General features: G+C 71.5%; 13 protein-coding genes and 2 pseudogenes. 5 read left to right on the forward strand and 10 right to left on the reverse strand.

The window, feature by feature from the left end; translation table 11 throughout:
- Positions 1 to 17: 17 nt before the first annotated feature.
- On the forward strand, positions 18 to 914 hold the full coding sequence (locus AB0C62_RS01425) for a D-alanyl-D-alanine carboxypeptidase (protein WP_362969043.1): 897 nt from the start codon (positions 18 to 20) through the stop codon (positions 912 to 914).
- An 89-nt stretch (positions 915 to 1,003) separates the two neighbouring features.
- Here the strand turns inward: AB0C62_RS01425 and AB0C62_RS01430 are convergent, their stop codons facing one another.
- Genes AB0C62_RS01430 through pdhA form a run of 3 tightly spaced genes read right to left on the reverse strand, consistent with a single transcriptional unit; the run spans position 1,004 to position 4,674 of the window.
- Positions 1,004 to 2,431 carry a dihydrolipoamide acetyltransferase family protein gene (locus AB0C62_RS01430; protein ID WP_362969044.1) on the reverse strand — a complete coding sequence of 476 codons (1,428 nt, stop codon included), beginning with the start codon at positions 2,429 to 2,431 and terminating at the stop codon, positions 1,004 to 1,006.
- A 10-nt stretch (positions 2,432 to 2,441) separates the two neighbouring features.
- Complete coding sequence (locus tag AB0C62_RS01435) at positions 2,442 to 3,446, reverse strand: alpha-ketoacid dehydrogenase subunit beta (RefSeq protein WP_081218396.1); 1,005 nt, start codon at positions 3,444 to 3,446, stop codon at positions 2,442 to 2,444.
- 1 nt (position 3,447) lies between these two features.
- Positions 3,448 to 4,674, reverse strand: a complete 1,227-nt coding sequence (pdhA, locus tag AB0C62_RS01440) for a pyruvate dehydrogenase (acetyl-transferring) E1 component subunit alpha (protein ID WP_362969045.1) — start codon at positions 4,672 to 4,674, stop codon at positions 3,448 to 3,450.
- A 413-nt stretch (positions 4,675 to 5,087) separates the two neighbouring features.
- Here pdhA and AB0C62_RS01445 point away from each other — a divergent pair, with 413 nt between their 5' ends.
- Positions 5,088 to 5,753, forward strand: coding sequence for a response regulator transcription factor (locus AB0C62_RS01445; RefSeq protein ID WP_362969046.1), 666 nt, complete (start codon positions 5,088 to 5,090; stop codon positions 5,751 to 5,753).
- 94 nt (positions 5,754 to 5,847) lie between these two features.
- The gene (locus AB0C62_RS01450) at positions 5,848 to 6,300 is read left to right on the forward strand and encodes a pyridoxamine 5'-phosphate oxidase family protein (protein ID WP_362969047.1); all 453 of its coding nucleotides are present in this window, start codon (positions 5,848 to 5,850) and stop codon (positions 6,298 to 6,300) included.
- A gap of 135 nt (positions 6,301 to 6,435) precedes the next feature.
- Here the strand turns inward: AB0C62_RS01450 and AB0C62_RS01455 are convergent, their stop codons facing one another.
- Positions 6,436 to 8,016: a protein kinase gene (locus AB0C62_RS01455; protein WP_362969048.1), complete on the reverse strand. Its 1,581-nt coding sequence runs from the start codon at positions 8,014 to 8,016 to the stop codon at positions 6,436 to 6,438.
- Between the two features lie 302 nt (positions 8,017 to 8,318).
- On the opposite strand from AB0C62_RS01455, the gene AB0C62_RS01460 reads away from it, so the two are divergent.
- On the forward strand, positions 8,319 to 9,944 hold the full coding sequence (locus tag AB0C62_RS01460; RefSeq protein WP_362969049.1) for a protein kinase: 1,626 nt from the start codon (positions 8,319 to 8,321) through the stop codon (positions 9,942 to 9,944).
- Between the two features lie 114 nt (positions 9,945 to 10,058).
- Here the strand turns inward: AB0C62_RS01460 and AB0C62_RS01465 are convergent, their stop codons facing one another.
- Positions 10,059 to 10,601, reverse strand: a complete 543-nt coding sequence (locus AB0C62_RS01465) for a bacterial proteasome activator family protein (protein WP_081218391.1) — start codon at positions 10,599 to 10,601, stop codon at positions 10,059 to 10,061.
- Positions 10,602 to 10,825: 224 nt separating this feature from the next.
- On the opposite strand from AB0C62_RS01465, the gene AB0C62_RS01470 reads away from it, so the two are divergent.
- Positions 10,826 to 11,314 carry a hypothetical protein gene (locus AB0C62_RS01470; protein ID WP_362969050.1) on the forward strand — a complete coding sequence of 163 codons (489 nt, stop codon included), beginning with the start codon at positions 10,826 to 10,828 and terminating at the stop codon, positions 11,312 to 11,314.
- Between the two features lie 43 nt (positions 11,315 to 11,357).
- On the opposite strand, the gene AB0C62_RS01475 is transcribed toward AB0C62_RS01470, so the two are convergent.
- The 5 genes and pseudogenes from AB0C62_RS01475 to AB0C62_RS01495 form a co-directional block, all read right to left on the reverse strand.
- Positions 11,358 to 12,344 carry an NAD(P)H-quinone oxidoreductase gene (locus AB0C62_RS01475; protein ID WP_362969051.1) on the reverse strand — a complete coding sequence of 329 codons (987 nt, stop codon included), beginning with the start codon at positions 12,342 to 12,344 and terminating at the stop codon, positions 11,358 to 11,360.
- A gap of 31 nt (positions 12,345 to 12,375) precedes the next feature.
- Positions 12,376 to 13,473: a potassium channel family protein gene (locus AB0C62_RS01480; protein WP_362969052.1), complete on the reverse strand. Its 1,098-nt coding sequence runs from the start codon at positions 13,471 to 13,473 to the stop codon at positions 12,376 to 12,378.
- Positions 13,474 to 13,607: 134 nt separating this feature from the next.
- Entirely contained in the window at positions 13,608 to 15,053 is a 1,446-nt protein-coding gene (locus tag AB0C62_RS01485; protein WP_362969053.1) for a molybdopterin molybdotransferase MoeA, read from the reverse strand.
- Positions 15,050 to 15,604: pseudogene (locus AB0C62_RS01490) on the reverse strand (DUF6457 domain-containing protein); the annotation flags it as partial. The pseudogene AB0C62_RS01490 and the gene AB0C62_RS01485, both read right to left, overlap by 4 nt.
- 417 nt (positions 15,605 to 16,021) lie before the next feature.
- Positions 16,022 to 16,438, reverse strand: a pseudogene (locus AB0C62_RS01495) (NTP transferase domain-containing protein); the annotation flags it as partial.
- Positions 16,439 to 16,472 lie beyond the last annotated feature (34 nt).

The following is a 16,472-nucleotide window of genomic DNA, read 5'->3' on the forward strand; positions in this document are numbered from 1 at the left end:
CATACGGAGCGTTCATTTTGATTACCGGCATTAAGGGCACGCGTTTCCGCAGGGCCGCCGCTGTGACCGTCACCACCGGCGCCGTGCTGGCCGCCGGAGCCTTCGGGGCAGCACCCGCCGGCGCCGTCGCCACCCCCACGATCGCCGCCAAGGGCGGCTACGTGATGAACAACGGCACCGCCAAGACCCTCTACACCAAGGCCGCGGACACCCGCCGTTCCACCGGCTCCACAACCAAGATCATGACGGCCAAGGTGGTGCTGGCCCAGTCGAACCTGAACCTGGACTCCAAGGTCACCATCCAGAAGGCCTACAGCGACTACGTCGTCGCCAACAACGCCTCGCAGGCGCACCTGATCGTGGGCGACAAGGTCACCGTCCGCCAGCTCCTCTACGGGCTGATGCTGCCGTCGGGCTGCGACGCCGCCTACGCGCTGGCCGACAAGTTCGGATCGGGTTCGACCCGTGCCGCCCGCGTGAAGTCGTTCATCGGCAAGATGAACTCCGCCGCGTCGAGCCTGCACCTGACGAACACGCACTTCGACTCGTTCGACGGCATCGGCAACGGCTCCAACTACTCGACGCCGCGCGACCTGACGAAGATCGCCAGCAGCGCGATGAAGAGCTCCACGTTCAAGTCGATCGTGAAGACCAAGTCGTACTCCGCGAAGACCGTCACGAAGACCGGCACCACCCGCACCATGGCCGCGTGGACCAACACCAACGGTCTGCTCAGCAGCTACAGCGGCACCATCGGCGTGAAGACCGGCTCCGGCCCCGAGGCGAAGTACTGCCTCGTCTTCGCCGCCACCCGCAACGGCAAGACCGTCATCGGCACGGTCCTCGCCTCGACGTCCATCCCGGCTCGTGAGTCGGACGCGAAGAAGCTCATGAGCTACGCCTTCGCCAAGTAGTCACGCGTGCGGGGCCGATCAGCCCCGCGCACGGGAAGGGGCCTGCCGCGCCATCGCGCGGCAGGCCCCTTCCGTTCGTCCCCGCGGGCCTACGCCCAGGTGATCAGCCGCTTGGGCTGCTCCAGGATCGCCGCCGTGTCGGCGAGCACCCGGGAGCCCAGCTCGCCGTCGACCAGGCGGTGGTCGAACGAGAGCGCCAGCGTGGTGACCTGACGGGGCTTCACCTTGCCCTTGTGCACCCAGGGCTGCAGCTTGATCGCGCCGACCGCCAGGATCGCGGACTCGCCCGGGTTCAGGATCGGCGTGCCCGTGTCGACGCCGAACACGCCGACGTTGGTGATCGTCACGGTGCCGCCCTGCATCGCCGCGGGGGACGTCCTGCCCTCGCGGGCGGTCGCCACCAGGGCGCCCAGCTCCTCCGCCAGCTGCGGCAGCGTCTTGTCGTGCGCGTCCTTGATGTTCGGCACGATCAGGCCCCGGGGCGTGGCGGCGGCGATGCCCAGGTTCACGTAGTGCTTCTGGACGATCTCCTGATTCGCCTCGTCCCAGGACGCGTTGATCCCGGGGTTGCGCTTGATCGCGACCAGCAGGGCCTTGGCGATGAGCAGCAGCGGGTTCACCCGCAGCCCCTGCATCTCCTTGTCCTGCTTGAGCTCCTCGACCAGGCGCATCGTGCGCGTCACGTCGAGCGTCACGAACTCGGTGACGTGCGGCGCGGTGAACGCCGAGCCGACCATCGCGGCGGCCGTCGCCTTCCGGACGCCCTTGACCGGGACGCGGGTCTCCCGCGCGCCGTCGTACGAGGCGGCCGGAGCGGGGGCCTGGACGCGGGCCGGGGCCTCCTGCGGGACCTGCGGAGCCGGCACGGCGGCGGGAGCCGGTGCCTGCGCCGGGGCCACCGCCGCGTGCACGTCCTCCCGCGTGATCACGCCGTCCGGGCCGGACGGGGTGATCGTCGCCAGGTCGACCCCGAGGTCCTTGGCGAGCTTGCGGACCGGGGGCTTGGCCAGGGGACGCTGCGCGGGGGCGGCGCCGTGGCCGTTCAGCTCGGCCTGGAGCGCGGTGGCCGCGTAGAGCGTCTCGCCCTGCTGGGCCGGGACCTCGACGCCCTTGCGGGCGCGGCGCTTGGTGGAGGACTCCGCCACGCCGTACCCGACGAGGACGGGCTTGCGGCCCTCGGGCTTGGCCTCCTCGGCGGGAACGGGCTGCGCGGCCGGGGCGGCCACGGGAGCCGCGGGTGCGGCGGCTCCGCCGGACACGTCCACCGCGATGATCACCTGGCCGACGTCCACCGTGGTGCCCTCGGGGAAGTGCAGTGCGTGCACCACACCGTCGAACGGGATCGGCAGTTCGACCGCTGCCTTCGCGGTCTCGACCTCGCAGACGACCTGGCCGTCGGTGACGGTGTCACCCGGCTGGACGTACCACTTGAGGATCTCCGCCTCGGTGAGTCCCTCGCCCACATCGGGCATCTTGAACTCGCGGAGTCCCGACGCGTTCTCAGTCATCGTCGTCACGACCCTCTCCTCAGTACGCCAGCGAGCGGTCGACGGCGTCGAGCACCCGGTCCAGGCCCGGAAGGTACTCCTCTTCCAGGCGTGCCGGCGGGTACGGGACGTGATAGCCGCCGACGCGCAGGACGGGCGCCTCCAGGTGGTAGAAGCACCGCTCGGTGATGCGGGCCGCGATCTCCGCGCCCGTGCCGAGGAACACCGGGGCCTCGTGCACCACGACCAGGTGCCGGGTCTTCTCGACCGAGGCCTGGACGGAGTCGAAGTCGATGGGGGACATCGAGCGCAGGTCCAGGACCTCGATCGACTTGCCCTCCTCCTGGGCGGCCGCGGCGGCCTCCAGGCAGACCTTCACCATCGGTCCGTACGCGACGAGGGTCAGGTCGCTGCCCTCGCGCACCACGGTCGCCTTGTGCAGGGGCCCGGGGATGGCGTCGTCCGCGTCGGAGCCGCTGGTGGACCAGGTGACCTCGCCCTTGTCCCAGTAGCGCCGCTTCGGCTCGAAGAAGATCACCGGGTCGTCGCTCTGGATGGCCTGCTGCATCATCCAGAAGGCGTCCGAGGCGTTCGACGGCGAGACGACCTTGAGGCCGGCGACGTGCGCGAACAGCGCCTCGGGGGACTCCGAGTGGTGCTCGACGGCACCGATGCCGCCGCCGTACGGGATGCGGACGACGACGGGGAGCTTGATCTTGCCCAGCGCCCGCGCGTGCATCTTGGCGAGCTGCGTGACGATCTGGTCGTAGGCCGGGAAGACGAAGCCGTCGAACTGGATCTCCACGACCGGGCGGTAGCCGCGCAGGGCCAGGCCGATCGCGGTGCCGACGATGCCCGACTCGGCGAGCGGGGTGTCGATGACCCGCTCCTCGCCGAAGTCCTTCTGGAGCCCGTCGGTGACGCGGAAGACGCCGCCGAGCTTGCCGACGTCCTCACCCATGATCAGGACCTTGGGGTCGGACTCCATGGCCCTGCGCAACGACTCGTTGATCGCCTTGGCGAGCGCAACCTTTTCCACGGCCATGTCAGTTACCCCCCTCGTCCACGAACGACGCCTGGTAGGCGGCGAACTGGGCCCGCTCCTCGTCGACGAGCGCGTGCCCGTCCGCGTACGCGTGCTCGAAGATGGCGAGGCTGTCCGGGTCGGGCATGGCCCGCACGGCGTCGCGTACTCGTTTGCCCAACGTCTCGCTCTCGGCTTCGAGTTCCGCGAAGAATGCCTCGTCCGCGTGGTTCGCGGCCTCCAGGTATGTGCGCAGGCGCAGGATCGGGTCCTTCGCCTCCCACGCCTCGCGCTCCTCGTCGGCCCGGTACTTGGTCGGGTCGTCGGAGGTGGTGTGCGCGCCCATGCGGTAGGTGAAGGCCTCGACGAGGGTGGGGCCCTCGCCCGAACGGGCCCGCTCCAGCGCCCAGCGGGTCACGGCGAGACTGGCGAGCACGTCGTTGCCGTCCACGCGCACGCCGGGGAAGCCGAACCCCTGCGCGCGCTGGTACAGCGGCACACGCATCTGGCGCTCGGTCGGCTCGGAGATCGCCCACTGGTTGTTCTGGCAGAAGAACACGACGGGCGCGTTGTAGACCGCCCCGAAGTTGAAGGCCTCCAGGACGTCGCCCTGGCTGGAGGCGCCGTCACCGAAGTACGCGATCACGGCCGAGTCGGCGCCGTCCTTGGCGACGCCCATGGCGTAGCCGGTGGCGTGCAGCGTCTGCGAGCCGATGACGATCGTGTACAGGTGGAAGTTGTTGCTGTTCGGGTCCCAGCCGCCGTTGTTCACGCCGCGGAACATGCCGAGCAGGTTCGTCGGGTCGACCCCGCGGCACCAGGCGACGCCGTGCTCGCGGTAGGTCGGGAAGACGTAGTCGTCGTCGCGGGTGGCGCGGCCCGAACCGATCTGGGCGGCCTCCTGGCCGAGCATCGAGGCCCACAGGCCCAGCTCGCCCTGCCGCTGCAGGGACGTCGCCTCCGCGTCGAAGCGGCGGCTCAGGACCATGTCCCGGTACAGGCCGCGCAGCTCCTCGGAGGTGATGTCGGCGACGTACGGGTCGTACGTGGCGTCCTGAACCCGCTCGCCCTCCGGGGTCAGCAGCTGAACGAGCTCCGGCTCGCCGCCCGTCGCCCCCGGGGACTTCTTGGCGGCGGCGCCGGTGCGCTTGCTCGCGGCGCTCTTGGTACCGGTCGTACTGGCGCTCGCGGCGCTCTTCGTACCGGCGCTGCGTCGCGGCTTGCGCGCGGCAGTGCTCTCCACGGTCACGTGTGCTCCTCCGTCGGTCCGGCCCCCGGGATTGCCGGAAGGCTGGGGTCCCCCTCGCCCGCTTTTTGGGCTCGGGGGATCGGCTCGCCTGTCCGGCACCCGTGCACGGGGTGGGTGCCACTCGGCCGGGAACAGGCGTGACAGGTGCCCCGGCGAGCGCCCTGCACAAGTCACGTTACCCAGTGCTTCACAATTCTGTGAAACCTCTCCTGACCTGCGATTTTGATAGGAAATCCAAGTACTTCGAAACGTGGATTTCCTAGTAAACCGAGCCGGTCGGGAACACTCGCTGGTCACAGCACTGGTCACAGCCTTGCAGGGGGCCGGAACACCGGCACGTTATCCCGGCCACCCCGGGCACGGGAAGAGTTCACCCGAGGGCAATGGCCATGATCGTGTGTGACACTGACACCGTGCCGGAAAACGGGAAAATCAGCGTATTTCTCCTCGATGACCATGAGGTGGTCCGCCGCGGGGTGCACGAACTGCTCTCGGTCGAGGACGACATCGAGGTGGTCGGCGAGGCGGGGACGGCGGCCGACGCGCTGGCCCGTATCCCGGCGACCCGTCCGGACGTGGCCGTCCTCGACGTCCGCCTTCCCGACGGCAGCGGCGTGGAGGTCTGCCGCGAGATCCGCTCCGCGAACGAGGACATCAAGTGCCTGATGCTGACCTCGTTCTCCGACGACGAGGCCCTGTTCGACGCGATCATGGCGGGCGCCTCGGGTTATGTCCTCAAGGACATCCGCGGCAACGAACTGCTGACGGCCGTCCGGGACGTGGCGGCCGGAAAGTCCCTGCTCGACCCGGTGGCCACGGCCCGCGTGCTGGAGCGGCTGCGCGACGGAGGGGCCCCCAAGGGCGACGGGAAACTCGAGCGCCTCACGGACCAGGAACGCAGGATCCTCGACCTGATCGGCGAGGGGCTCACCAATCGCGCGATCGGGGAGCGCCTGCACCTCGCCGAGAAAACGATCAAGAACTACGTGTCGAGCCTGCTGTCCAAGCTGGGAATGGAACGCCGGTCGCAGGCGGCCGCCTACGTGGCACGAATGCAGGCGGAACAGCAGCACCGCTGATCGACGAGGACACGGCCCGTCAGGGACTTAAGACCCCTCTTCGGAGGGCGGGTGCCCCTATTTCCCGGCCCCGCCGGTCCCGGACATTGGGGGCATGCCCACCGACGAACCGGCCCGCCGGGCGCCCGCCGACGAACGACTCGCCGTGGAACTGATCGCCCGCACCGACTACGGCCGGGTGGCCACCAGCCTGCGCGCGATGCCCTTCCTCGCGTTCGCCCGCCACATCGTCGTGGACGGCCGCGTCCTGCTGCGCATGCCCCTGAAATGCGGTTACCACCTCGCGTGCGCCGGCAGTGTCGTCGCGTACGGCACCGACAACCTGAGCTGCGCGCGGCGCGGCGAGAGCCTGTGGTCGGCGCAGATCGTGGGCCGGTGCGAGCGGGTCGAGCCGACCGCCGCCGAACTGGAGCTGTTCGGCCCCGCGCCGCCGCTCGTCGACGGGGCACCCTACGAGCCCGTCTACCTCGGCATCGAGCCGCAGTTCGCCAGCGTGAACTCGACGGGCGACGACGACCTGGAAGGGCGCCTGAGCCGGGTCCTGTGAGGGGCTGCTGCCTCGTCCTGCGGTTCTGTGCCCCGGTGACACGGACACGCGCGCGTGGAGCCCTCCCGGGGCTCCACGCGCGCGTGTCGTCGTCTCAGGGCCGTCCGGACACCGTTCGGCCGTCGCCGGCTCGGCTCAGAGCCCGGCGGCTCCGCTCGTGAGACCGCCGTCGCCGTCGCCGCCCGGGTCCTCCGACTCCGCCGGCGGAGTCGGAGTGGGTGACGGCGGGTCGTCGGACGGCTCCTCCGTGGCGCTGTGCGTCGGCTTCGTCGGCTTGTCCGTGGGCTTGTCGGTCGGCTTGTCGGTCGGCTGGTCGGTCTCCGACGGCGTCTCCGAGGGCGTGTAGTCCGGGGTGTCGCCCGTGTCCGTCGAGTTGTCGCCCGAGGTGTCGTCCGTCGACTGGTCCGTCGTGTCGTCGCTGGGCGTCTGGTCCGACTCGTTGTCCTTGGTGGAGTGCGTGCTGGTCGGCTTCTCCGACGTCCCCGTCCCGCCGCCTCCGCCGCCACCGGTGTTGTTGAGCGCCAGCGCGACACCCGCCGCGATCGCGATCACGGCGAACACCGCGAGGATCCACAGCTTTCCGCGGCCGCCGCCTTTGTTGCCGCGCCCCTCGAAGCCGCCGTCGTCACCGCCGCCGTAGGGCGGGATCATCGGCGCCGGGATCTGCGCGGTCCCGGAGTCGCCGGGGTGCGGCAGCGCGGCCGTCCCCGCGAAGCCGGCCGCGGAGGCGTTCAGCCCGTCGTGGACGGTGACCGGGCCGGTGTTCCAGGTGCCGGTGTGGCTGCCCTGGTCGTACAGCATCTGCAGCCCGTACTGGACGAGACCGCGCATCTCCTCGGCGGTCTGGAACCGGTCGTCCGGCTCCTTAGCGAGGGCACGCATCACGAGCCCGTCGAGCTCCGGCGGCGCCGCGTTCGACACCTGGGACGGGGGCACCGGGGTGTCCTGGACGTGCTGGTAGACCACCGAGAGCGGCGTCTCGCCGGTGAACGGGGGCCGCAGCGCCAGGAGTTCGTACAGCAGGCAGCCGGTCGCGTACAGGTCGGAGCGGTGGTCGACGGCCTTGCCGAGCGCCTGCTCCGGGGAGAGGTACTGCGGCGTGCCCATGACCATGCCGGTCTGGGTCATCGTCGACTGCGCGCCGTGCAGGGCGCGCGCGATGCCGAAGTCCATCACCTTGACCGCGCCGGTCTCCGTGATGATCACGTTCGCGGGCTTGATGTCGCGGTGCACGATGCCGTGCTGGTGCGAGTAGGCGAGCGCCTCCAGGACACCGGACACGATGATCAGCGCCTGCTCGGGCCCGGGGGCCTCGGCGTTGATCAGCAGGTCGCGGATCGTGTGACCCTCGACGATCTCCATCACGATGTACGGGACGACGCCGTGGCCGACCACGTCCTCGCCGGAGTCGTACACGGCGACGACGGCGTGGTGGTTGAGCCCCGCGACCGACTGGGCCTCGCGCGTGAAGCGCGCCTTGGACACGGGGTCCTCGGCCAGATCGGACCGGAGCAGCTTGACCGCGACGGTCCGCCCGAGGCGCACGTCCTCGGCGGCGAACACCTCGGCCATGCCGCCCCGGCCGAGTCTGCGTGTCAGCCGATACCGGCCGTCGCCGACCAGTCCGCCGTTACCCCACAACTCCGGCGCATCTGACATACCGCCGCCAGTCGCCTCGGGGTCGGACGGGCCCTGAGCGCGCTGCTGCTGTGCCATCAGTCCTCGCCGTCGTTTCTGCCCGCGGTCTGCGCGGTGGTTGTTACGGTCTCCGTCGGGCCACGCTACAGGCTCCGTGCAAGGCCCCGGCCCGAGATGAAAGTGAGATGGACGGGCCATCCAACCCGTCCCAGGTCCGTGCGTGCAAATTCTGTGTACCGGCCGCGCGGTACCTGTAACGCTTCCGCGACGCTTCTTTCGCAGACGGTCACGGAACGGGCACCGCGCTTGACGTGTCAGTGGCCTCGGGCAGACTTGGCCCGGAATAAGCCAATCGATCACGGCCGCGGGGGACGCAGAAGATGAGCCAGGACGGCGCACAGGGCCGGTATGCGGGGCGTGCGGTCGCCGGCGGCCGCTACCAGCTGCGCGATCTGCTCGGCGAGGGCGGCATGGCCTCGGTGCACCTCGCGTACGACTCGGTGCTCGACCGGCAGGTCGCGATCAAGACGCTGCACACCGAGCTCGGCCGTGAGCAGGCCTTCCGCGAGCGCTTCCGCCGCGAGGCCCAGTCGGTGGCCAAGCTCACCCACACGAACATCGTCTCCGTCTTCGACACCGGCGAGGACGACCTCGACGGCATGACGACGCCGTACATCGTCATGGAGTACATCGAGGGCAAGCCGCTCGGCTCGGTCCTCGAGGCGGACATCCAGCAGTACGGCGCGATGCCCGCCGACAAGGCCCTGAAGATCACCGCGGACGTGCTGGCGGCGCTGGAGATCAGCCACGAGATGGGCCTGGTCCACCGGGACATCAAACCGGGCAACGTGATGATGACCAAGCGCAACGTCGTGAAGGTCATGGACTTCGGCATCGCCCGCGCCATGCAGTCCGGCGTCACGTCCATGACCCAGACGGGCATGGTCGTCGGCACCCCGCAGTACCTCTCCCCCGAGCAGGCGCTGGGCCGCGGCGTCGACGCCCGGTCCGACCTGTACTCGGTCGGCATCATGCTCTTCCAACTGGTCACCGGGCGGCTGCCGTTCGAGGCGGACTCCCCGCTGGCCATCGCGTACGCGCACGTCCAGGAGGAGCCGGTCGCGCCCTCCTCGGTGAACCGCTCGCTGCCCCCCGGGGTGGACGCGCTGGTCGCCCGCGCGCTGAAGAAGAACCCGAACGAGCGCTTCCCGAGCGCCGAGGCCATGCGGGACGAGTGCCTGCGGGTCGCCCAGTCCTTCCACGCGGCCCCGCCGAGCATCGTGCCGGGCGCCCAGACGCCGAGCGGCGCGGGCGTCGCCTCCGCCGTGTTCCCGCCGGTCGAGCAGGGCACCCCGGCACCGGGCCCCGTGCAGACCCCGTACCAGCCGGGCCCCTACGGCACGCCCGCCCCGTCCTACGGCTACCCGCAGCAGGGCGGCTACCAGACGCCGGCCCAGCAGACCTCCGCCTACGCCCCGCAGCACGGCACGTCGACCCCGCCGCCCTACAACCTCACGCCGCAGCACTCGACGCCCGCCTCGGGCGGCTCGGGCGGCGGGAAGAGCAACAGGGGTGTGGTGGTCGGGGCGATCGTCGTCGCGGTCCTCGCGATCGGCGGCCTGATCACCGCGCTGGCGCTGAGCAACGGCGACAGCGGCGACGACACCAAGGGCGGTGGCGGCACGACCAGCGCGTCGCCCTCCGTGGTCGCCGGCCACAAGGGTCCGGACACGTCGAAGACCATCGACACCGACAAGTGCACCGACGCGCAGGAGTCCTACGACGACCCGGACAAGATCCAGGTCCCGGACTTCCACTACAAGAACCTCACGTCGGTGAAGTCCTGCTTCCAGGCCGCCGGCTGGCAGATGAAGATCACCCGCGTCGACGAGAACACGTACGGCGAGGACACGATCATGGATCAGTTCCCATCGGCGGGCACGGACGTCGATCCCAAGAAGATGCCGGAGATCGAGCTCAAGGTGTCCTCCGGCGACCCGTCCTGAGCCACCCCGCACCCGCACGCACGTGAACGGGCCCGGCACCGAGGTGCCGGGCCCGTCTCGTTCGGGGTGACGTGGGCGAATCAGGTGTCCGGGAGTACCCGGTGATCCGCGTGGTTACAGGTACGGTCCGCCCGAGCGGCCCCCGGTACGGGGGTCCTCGTCGCCCTCCGCCCCGCCGACACCCGGCGGGAGCGCACGGCGCATCTGCTCCAGCTGCGCCCTCGCCGCCATCTGCTGGGCGAAGAGGGTCGTCTGGATCCCGTGGAAGAGTCCCTCGAGCCAGCCCACCAACTGGGCCTGCGCGATCCGCAGTTCCGCGTCGCTGGGAGTCGTCTCGTCGGCGAAGGGCAGGGAGAGCCGCTCCAGCTCGTCGACGAGCTCGGGGGCCAGACCGTCCTCCAGCTCCTTCACGGAACTGGCGTGGATCTCCTTGAGCCGGGCCCTGCTCGCCTCGTCCAGAGGTGCCGCGCGCACCTCCTCCAGCAGCTGCTTGATCATGCTGCCGATACGCATCACCTTGGCGGGCTGTTCCACCATCTCCGTGACCGGGACCTCGCGGGAGTCCTCGTCTCCGGTGCCACCGAGAGCCATACCGTCCTGGCCGACAACCAGGATCTGAGGGTTCTCCGGCGACCTTTCGTTCCTCGGCATCTCCATGCCGCCATTCTCTCGCACCCGTGCACTCCATCACGGTGGCGCCCCCTCCACACGGTGATCCACCAGGTACGGGGGCGGCAGTTCCGCACGGAGAACCGCGCAGACGGTCCGCGGGCGCTCGCGGAGCGTCACTTTCCGCCGGGATGCCGGGAATGATGCGTCATGTGAGGCTTGTCCCGTCGATCACGGCACTCGTCTTGGCGAACCGGGAGGGGGTCACCGGCGTGACTCCAAGGCTCCGCATCCTGCCCGCGGCCGGGCTGCTCGCGGCCGCCCTGCTGTGCGGCACCGGCTCCGCGGCGGGCGCCGCCCCGCCGGCCTCCCGGCCCCTCGCGTCGACCGGGTCCCTCGGACAGCCCGGACCCGGTGCCCCCGAGCCCGGACGGGCCATCCCGACACCGGACGCCTCACGCGCCGGCAGTCTCGCGGGCGAGGGCCGCGTACGACCGGGACGCGCCGACGAGGACTCCCCGGAACCCGAGGACTCGGACCCCGGCACGGACGTCGGCAGCGACATCGGCGCCGGACTCAGCCAGGTGGGTGACGTTCCCGAGGCGTCGCGGGAGGACCCCGCTCCCGTGCAGCAGAGCGTCGTGGGCCCCGGGTCCACCACCGAGCCGGTATGGCAGGTGCTGCCACTGGGCGGCGGCCTGATCCTCGTCGGCCTCGGCCTGGGCCTCGCCTTCGTGGGCCTGCGCGTCCGCCGCGGCTGAGGCGCACCGCCAGGGACACGGTGCGCCTCGAAGACGGGAGGGCTCAGCTCTGCGGCGCGACCAGCAGGACCTTGCCGATGTGGCCGCTCTCCTCCAGCACCCGGTGCGCCGCGCCCGCTTCGCTCATGGGCAGCTCGCGGTCCACGATCGGCCGTACGTGGCCGCCGTCGATCAACGGCCACACGTGCTCGCGTACGGCCGCCACGATCGCCGTCTTCTCACTGAGCGGCCGGGCACGCAGCGAGGTCGCGGTGACGGCGGCGCGCTTGTTCAGGAGGGTGGCGATGTTCAGTTCGCCCTTGATCCCGCCCTGCATGCCGATGATGGCGAGCCGCCCGTTCACCGCGAGGGCGCGCACGTTCCGGTCGAGGTACTTGGCGCCCATGTTGTCGAGGATGACGTCGGCGCCCGCCCCGTCCGTGGCGCGCTCGATCTCCTCGACGAAGTCCTGCTCGCGGTAGTTGATCAGGATGTCCGCGCCCAGCTCGGCGCAGAAGTCGAGCTTCTCCTTCGTGCCGGCCGTGACGGCGACTTTCGCGCCGACGGCCTTGGCCAGCTGGATCGCCATGGTGCCGATGCCGCTGGAGCCGCCGTGCACGAGCAGCGTCTCACCGGGGAGCAGGTGGGAGACCATGAAGACGTTCGACCAGACGGTGCACGTCACCTCGGGCAGCGCCGCCGCCTGCAGCAGGTTCAGGCCCTTGGGGACGGGCAGCAGCTGTCCCGCGGGCACAGCGACCTTCTGGGCGTATCCGCCGCCCGCGAGCAGCGCGCACACCTCGTCGCCGACGGCCCAGCCCGAGACGCCGGTGCCGACCTCGACGACGCGCCCCGAGCATTCGAGCCCGGGGTAGGCGGAGGCTCCTGGCGGCGGGTTGTACATGCCCTGCCGCTGGAGCAGATCGGCACGGTTGACGGCGCTGGCCACCACCTCGACCAGCACTTCGCCCTCGCCCGGCACCGGATCGGGGACCTCGTCCCACACCAGCGCCTCGGGCCCACCAGGTTCAGGAATCGTGATCGCGTACATGAGGACGACGCTACTCCTGGGAGGTGGCTCCCTAGTCCTGCGGGCGGAGCCGGTTCCCCGGTGTCACCTGGGTGCCCGGGGTGACCCGCGCGATCGTGATGAGCCGGTCCGTCAACTGGAGTGTGCCGACGGCCGGATCGTCGTACCCGAGGACGCGATGCCCCCGGACGACGCTGACCACCAGGTCGGGGGTCTCGCGGACCCCCTTGCCCACCTCGGCCTTTATGACGGGCCGTTCGACCATGTCGAGCCCGCTGCCCTGATGGATCAGGTCCTCCATCACCATGCCGGCGGCGGGGCTGAGGACGGAGAGGCCGAGCAGCCGTCCGGCCGCGCTGGCGCTGGTGATGACCGCGTCCGCGCCGGACTGCTTGAGCAGCGGCGCGTTCTCCTCCTCGCGCACGGCGGCGACGATCTTCGCCCCGCGGTTGAGCTGCCGGGCCGTCAGGGTCACGAGCACGGCCGTGTCGTCGCGCTGGGTGGCGATGATGATCTGGCGTGCCCGGTGGAGCTCGGCGCGCATCAGGACGTCGCTGCGCGTGGCATCACCGATCACCCCGGCGTATCCCTCCGCGGTCGCCGCGTCGACCACCCGGGGGCTCGGGTCGACGACCACAACCTGCTCCTTCTTCAGCCCGGTCGCGCAGACGGTCTCGACGGCCGACCGGCCCTTGGTCCCGAACCCGACAACGACGGTGTGATCCCTCAAGGCCGCCCTCCAGCGGTTCAGGCGCCATTCCTCACGGGTGCGTTCCGTGAGGACCTCCAGCGTGGTGCCGACCAGGATGATCAGGAAGAGCACCCGCAGTGGCGTGATGAGCAGGATGTTGATGAGCCGGGCGCCGTCGCTGGTCGGGGTGACGTCGCCGTAGCCGGTGGTCGAGAGGGTCACCGTCGCGTAGTAGAACGCGTCGAGCAGGTCGACGCTTCCGTCCGAGTTGTCGGTGTAGCCGTCGCGGTCGAACCAGACGATCAGCGCGGTGGCGACCAGCACCAGCAAGGCCATCGCCAGTCGCTTGGCGACCTGCCGGATCGGACGCTCGACGACCTTCCGCGGCAGTTTCACCTGGTGGGTCACGAGATGCTCGTCCGCCTGGCGGGCGATCGCATCATGGCCCGGAAGTTTCACGTGAAACACACCCCGTTCGGATTCATGCCGCTCCCGCCCCGGACGTCACACCGCCACCGTCCCGCCGTCACGCCGCTTCCACCCTCGTTCCGCTCCCGCTCCCGCTCCCGCTCCCGTCCCTGCCCGGCCCCGTCTCAGACGCAGCACGCGTCGATCCCCGCGGACGCCCACGGCAGGTCGATGAGTTCCAGCTCCTGACCCGCCCGCGCGCCGGCCGGCGGTACGACGGCGAGGGCATCGGACGCGGCGATGCCCCGCAGCATCGCCGGGCCGTTGTAGTGCAGCGGTACGGCGCGCTCGCCGCGCAACGAGACGGGGACGAGCCGGGTGTCGTACGGATGCCCCTGCACGGCCTCCCTGCAGGGCAGCGTGTACGGCCCCGGGGCAGCGCGCCCGGCCAGGGTGCGCAGCAGCGGCTCGGTGAGTGTCAGGAGGCCGGACACGGCCGCGAGCGGGTTGCCGGGCAGGCCGACGAGGTGCTGGCCCTCCTGGGTACGGGCCAGCAGCATCGGATGTCCGGGCCGCACCTTGACGCCGTCCACCAGCAGATCGGCGCCGAGCCGGCGCAGTATCGGGTGGACATGGTCGACAGGGCCGGACGCGGTGCCCCCGGTGGTGACGATCAGGTCGGCCCGCGAACCGGTGATCGCCTTGTGCAGCGCCGCGGCGTCGTCGCCGAGGCGGCGTACCGCGACGACCTCGGCGCCGAGCGCCCGCAGCCACGGCGGCAGCATCGGGCCGAGCGCGTCCCGGATGAGGCCTTCGCGGGGCAGTCCCTCGGTGAGCAACTCGTCGCCGAGGACGAGCACTTCGACGCGGGGGCGGGGGATCACGGTGAGGGTGTCGTAGCCCGCCGCGGCGGCGAGGCCCAGCACGGCGGGGGTCACCAGGACGCCGAGCGGCAGCAGTTGGTCTCCGCTGCGGCACTCCTGGCCGCGTGGACGGATGTCCTGTCCGTGCGCCACGTCCAGGGTTCCGGCCTGTCGGGCGGGACCGTGGCCCGGGGCGTGACGGGCGTGCAGGCGTCCCTTGTCGTCGAGCCGACCGTGCTCGCTGCGCAGGACGGCGGTCGCGTCGCGCGGGACGCGGGCGCCGGTCGCGATCCGGACGGCCTCACCGTCGGTGAGTCGCTCGGGCGCCGCGTTTCCGGCGAGCACTCCGTCCCCCCGCACCTCCCAGGGCCCGGGACCCGCGACGGCCCAGCCGTCCATCGCCGAGGTGTCGAAGGAGGGAAGGTCGGTGAGCGCGGTCAACGGGGCGGCGAGGACGAGGCCGAGGGCCGCGTCGAGGGGGACGGAGATCGGGGCCCGGCGAGGTACGGACCGGGCGGCCCGCTCGGCGACGACGCGGGCCTCGGGCCAGGGGGTGGCCTTGTGCTGGGCCTGCTTGTCCTGGTCCTGCGCTCCGGTGCCCGGGGCCGGGGGGCGATCGTCTCCACGGGGTGTCCCTGCGGGGACGCCCTCCGCGCGGAGCTGCTCGCCCGACGGACGCGGTCCGGGGTTCTTGACCAGCGCGAGGGCCTCCTCGACGTCGAACTCGTCGGCGTCCTGGCCGTCCCGGGTGGAGCGGGCGGCGGTCATCCGGCGTCCGGTTCGGCGGCGGCAGCGGGCGAGGTGCCCTTTGCCGGGTCCTGGGCGGCGTCCGGAGCGTCCTCGTCGGCCCAGCGGAGCGCGAGCGCCGTGGCCTTCCGGGACGCCTCGGCGACCGCTTCGGGTCCGCCGCCCGCCTGAGCGGCCGCGTACCCCACGAGGAACGTGGTCAGTGGCGCGGCCGGCCTCGCCACTCCGTGCGCGGCGTCGCGCGCCAGGTCGAGCAGCACGCCGGTGTCGACGTCCAGGTCGATGCCCAGCTCGTCCTTGACTGCGGAAATCCATTCATGCAACACGTGCCCATGCTCCCTGATGCGTGCCCGAGCGGCGGCGATGTCGTCCCAGGTGTCGCAGTCGAAGGACGCGACGGGGTCGGAGAGGCGGAGAAGGTCGAGCGCGGCGACGAGCCGTCGCAGCGGCAGGCCGCCGAGTCCGCCGTGGGCGGTTCCCAGAACGGCCAGTTCACGGCGCAGCGCGTCGGTCCGGTAGGCGGCCACGAGGGGCTGGTCGCGCCCGTCGGGGTCGGTGAGAAGGACGCCGTCCGGATGAGGGCCCTCGTCGGTGACGGGCTTGTCGTCGGCCGGCGCGTCGGTGCCCGCGGCGGTCCGGGGTCCCCGATCGGGCGGGGCGGCCGCGTCGGCGGAAACGCCGGGGGTCGACGGGGCGGTCGCCTCGGCGGGGGTACCGAGGGGAGTCGGGGCGGCGGGGGTCGCTGGGGCGGCGGGGGCGGCCGGGGTGGCGTTCCCGCTCGGAGGGCCGGCTGGAGCGGCGGTGCCCGTGCTCCGGCGGTCGGCGGCGGAGGCGCCCGCATCCCGGCGGTCGGCGGAGGCGGGCCCCACGGATGTCCCGAAGCGTCCGGGGAACCCTCGGAAGCCACTCGGAGGGGTCACGAGACGCGCTGAGCCCTCCTGGGAGGCTCCCGGAGGAGTGTGCGGGCCCGCGGGGTCCGCGGGCCCGGCGAGAGCGTCCAGCAGGCGCCGTACCGTCTTCTCGTCCAGGAACGGCAGGTCGGCCGAGAGCACCACGACGTACGGCGCCGTGGTGTGCCGCAGGCCGGCGTCGAGCGCGGCGAGGGGTCCGCCGCCCGGCGGGTCCTCACGGGCCCACCGCACGGGGCGAGCGGTGGGCCGGGGTTCCGCCACGACCACGGTGACGGCCGCGTCGGCGCACGCGGCGAGCACCCGGTCCAGCAGTGCCCGGCCGCCCACGCGCACCCCGGGCTTGTCCGCGCCGCCGAGCCGTCGCGCGGAACCTCCCGCGAGCACGACGGCGTCGTACGCGACGGCGGCACCGGAGACACCGGGCAGGCCGGGCCTGCCCGGTGTCCCGATCGCATCCGATCGCCCCGGCGCATCCGGTCGCTCGTTCGCGGTCATCCCCCGAGTATGGGCGCCCGAAGGATCATTGCCA

Source organism: Streptomyces sp. NPDC048643 (genome assembly GCF_040650615.1).
Taxonomy (GTDB): domain Bacteria; phylum Actinomycetota; class Actinomycetes; order Streptomycetales; family Streptomycetaceae; genus Streptomyces.

What these genes read in the sequence shown, in the direction of transcription:
- AB0C62_RS01435 (WP_081218396.1), bottom strand. Translation starts at nt 3,446, where the DNA reads ATGGCCGTGGAAAAGGTTGCGCTCGCCAAGGCGATCAACGAGTCGTTG.
- AB0C62_RS01450 (WP_362969047.1), top strand. Translation starts at nt 5,848, where the DNA reads ATGCCCACCGACGAACCGGCCCGCCGGGCGCCCGCCGACGAACGACTC.
- AB0C62_RS01455 (WP_362969048.1), bottom strand. Translation starts at nt 8,016, where the DNA reads ATGGCACAGCAGCAGCGCGCTCAGGGCCCGTCCGACCCCGAGGCGACT.
- AB0C62_RS01460 (WP_362969049.1), top strand. Translation starts at nt 8,319, where the DNA reads ATGAGCCAGGACGGCGCACAGGGCCGGTATGCGGGGCGTGCGGTCGCC.
- AB0C62_RS01465 (WP_081218391.1), bottom strand. Translation starts at nt 10,601, where the DNA reads ATGGAGATGCCGAGGAACGAAAGGTCGCCGGAGAACCCTCAGATCCTG.
- AB0C62_RS01475 (WP_362969051.1), bottom strand. Translation starts at nt 12,344, where the DNA reads ATGTACGCGATCACGATTCCTGAACCTGGTGGGCCCGAGGCGCTGGTG.
- AB0C62_RS01485 (WP_362969053.1), bottom strand. Translation starts at nt 15,053, where the DNA reads ATGACCGCCGCCCGCTCCACCCGGGACGGCCAGGACGCCGACGAGTTC.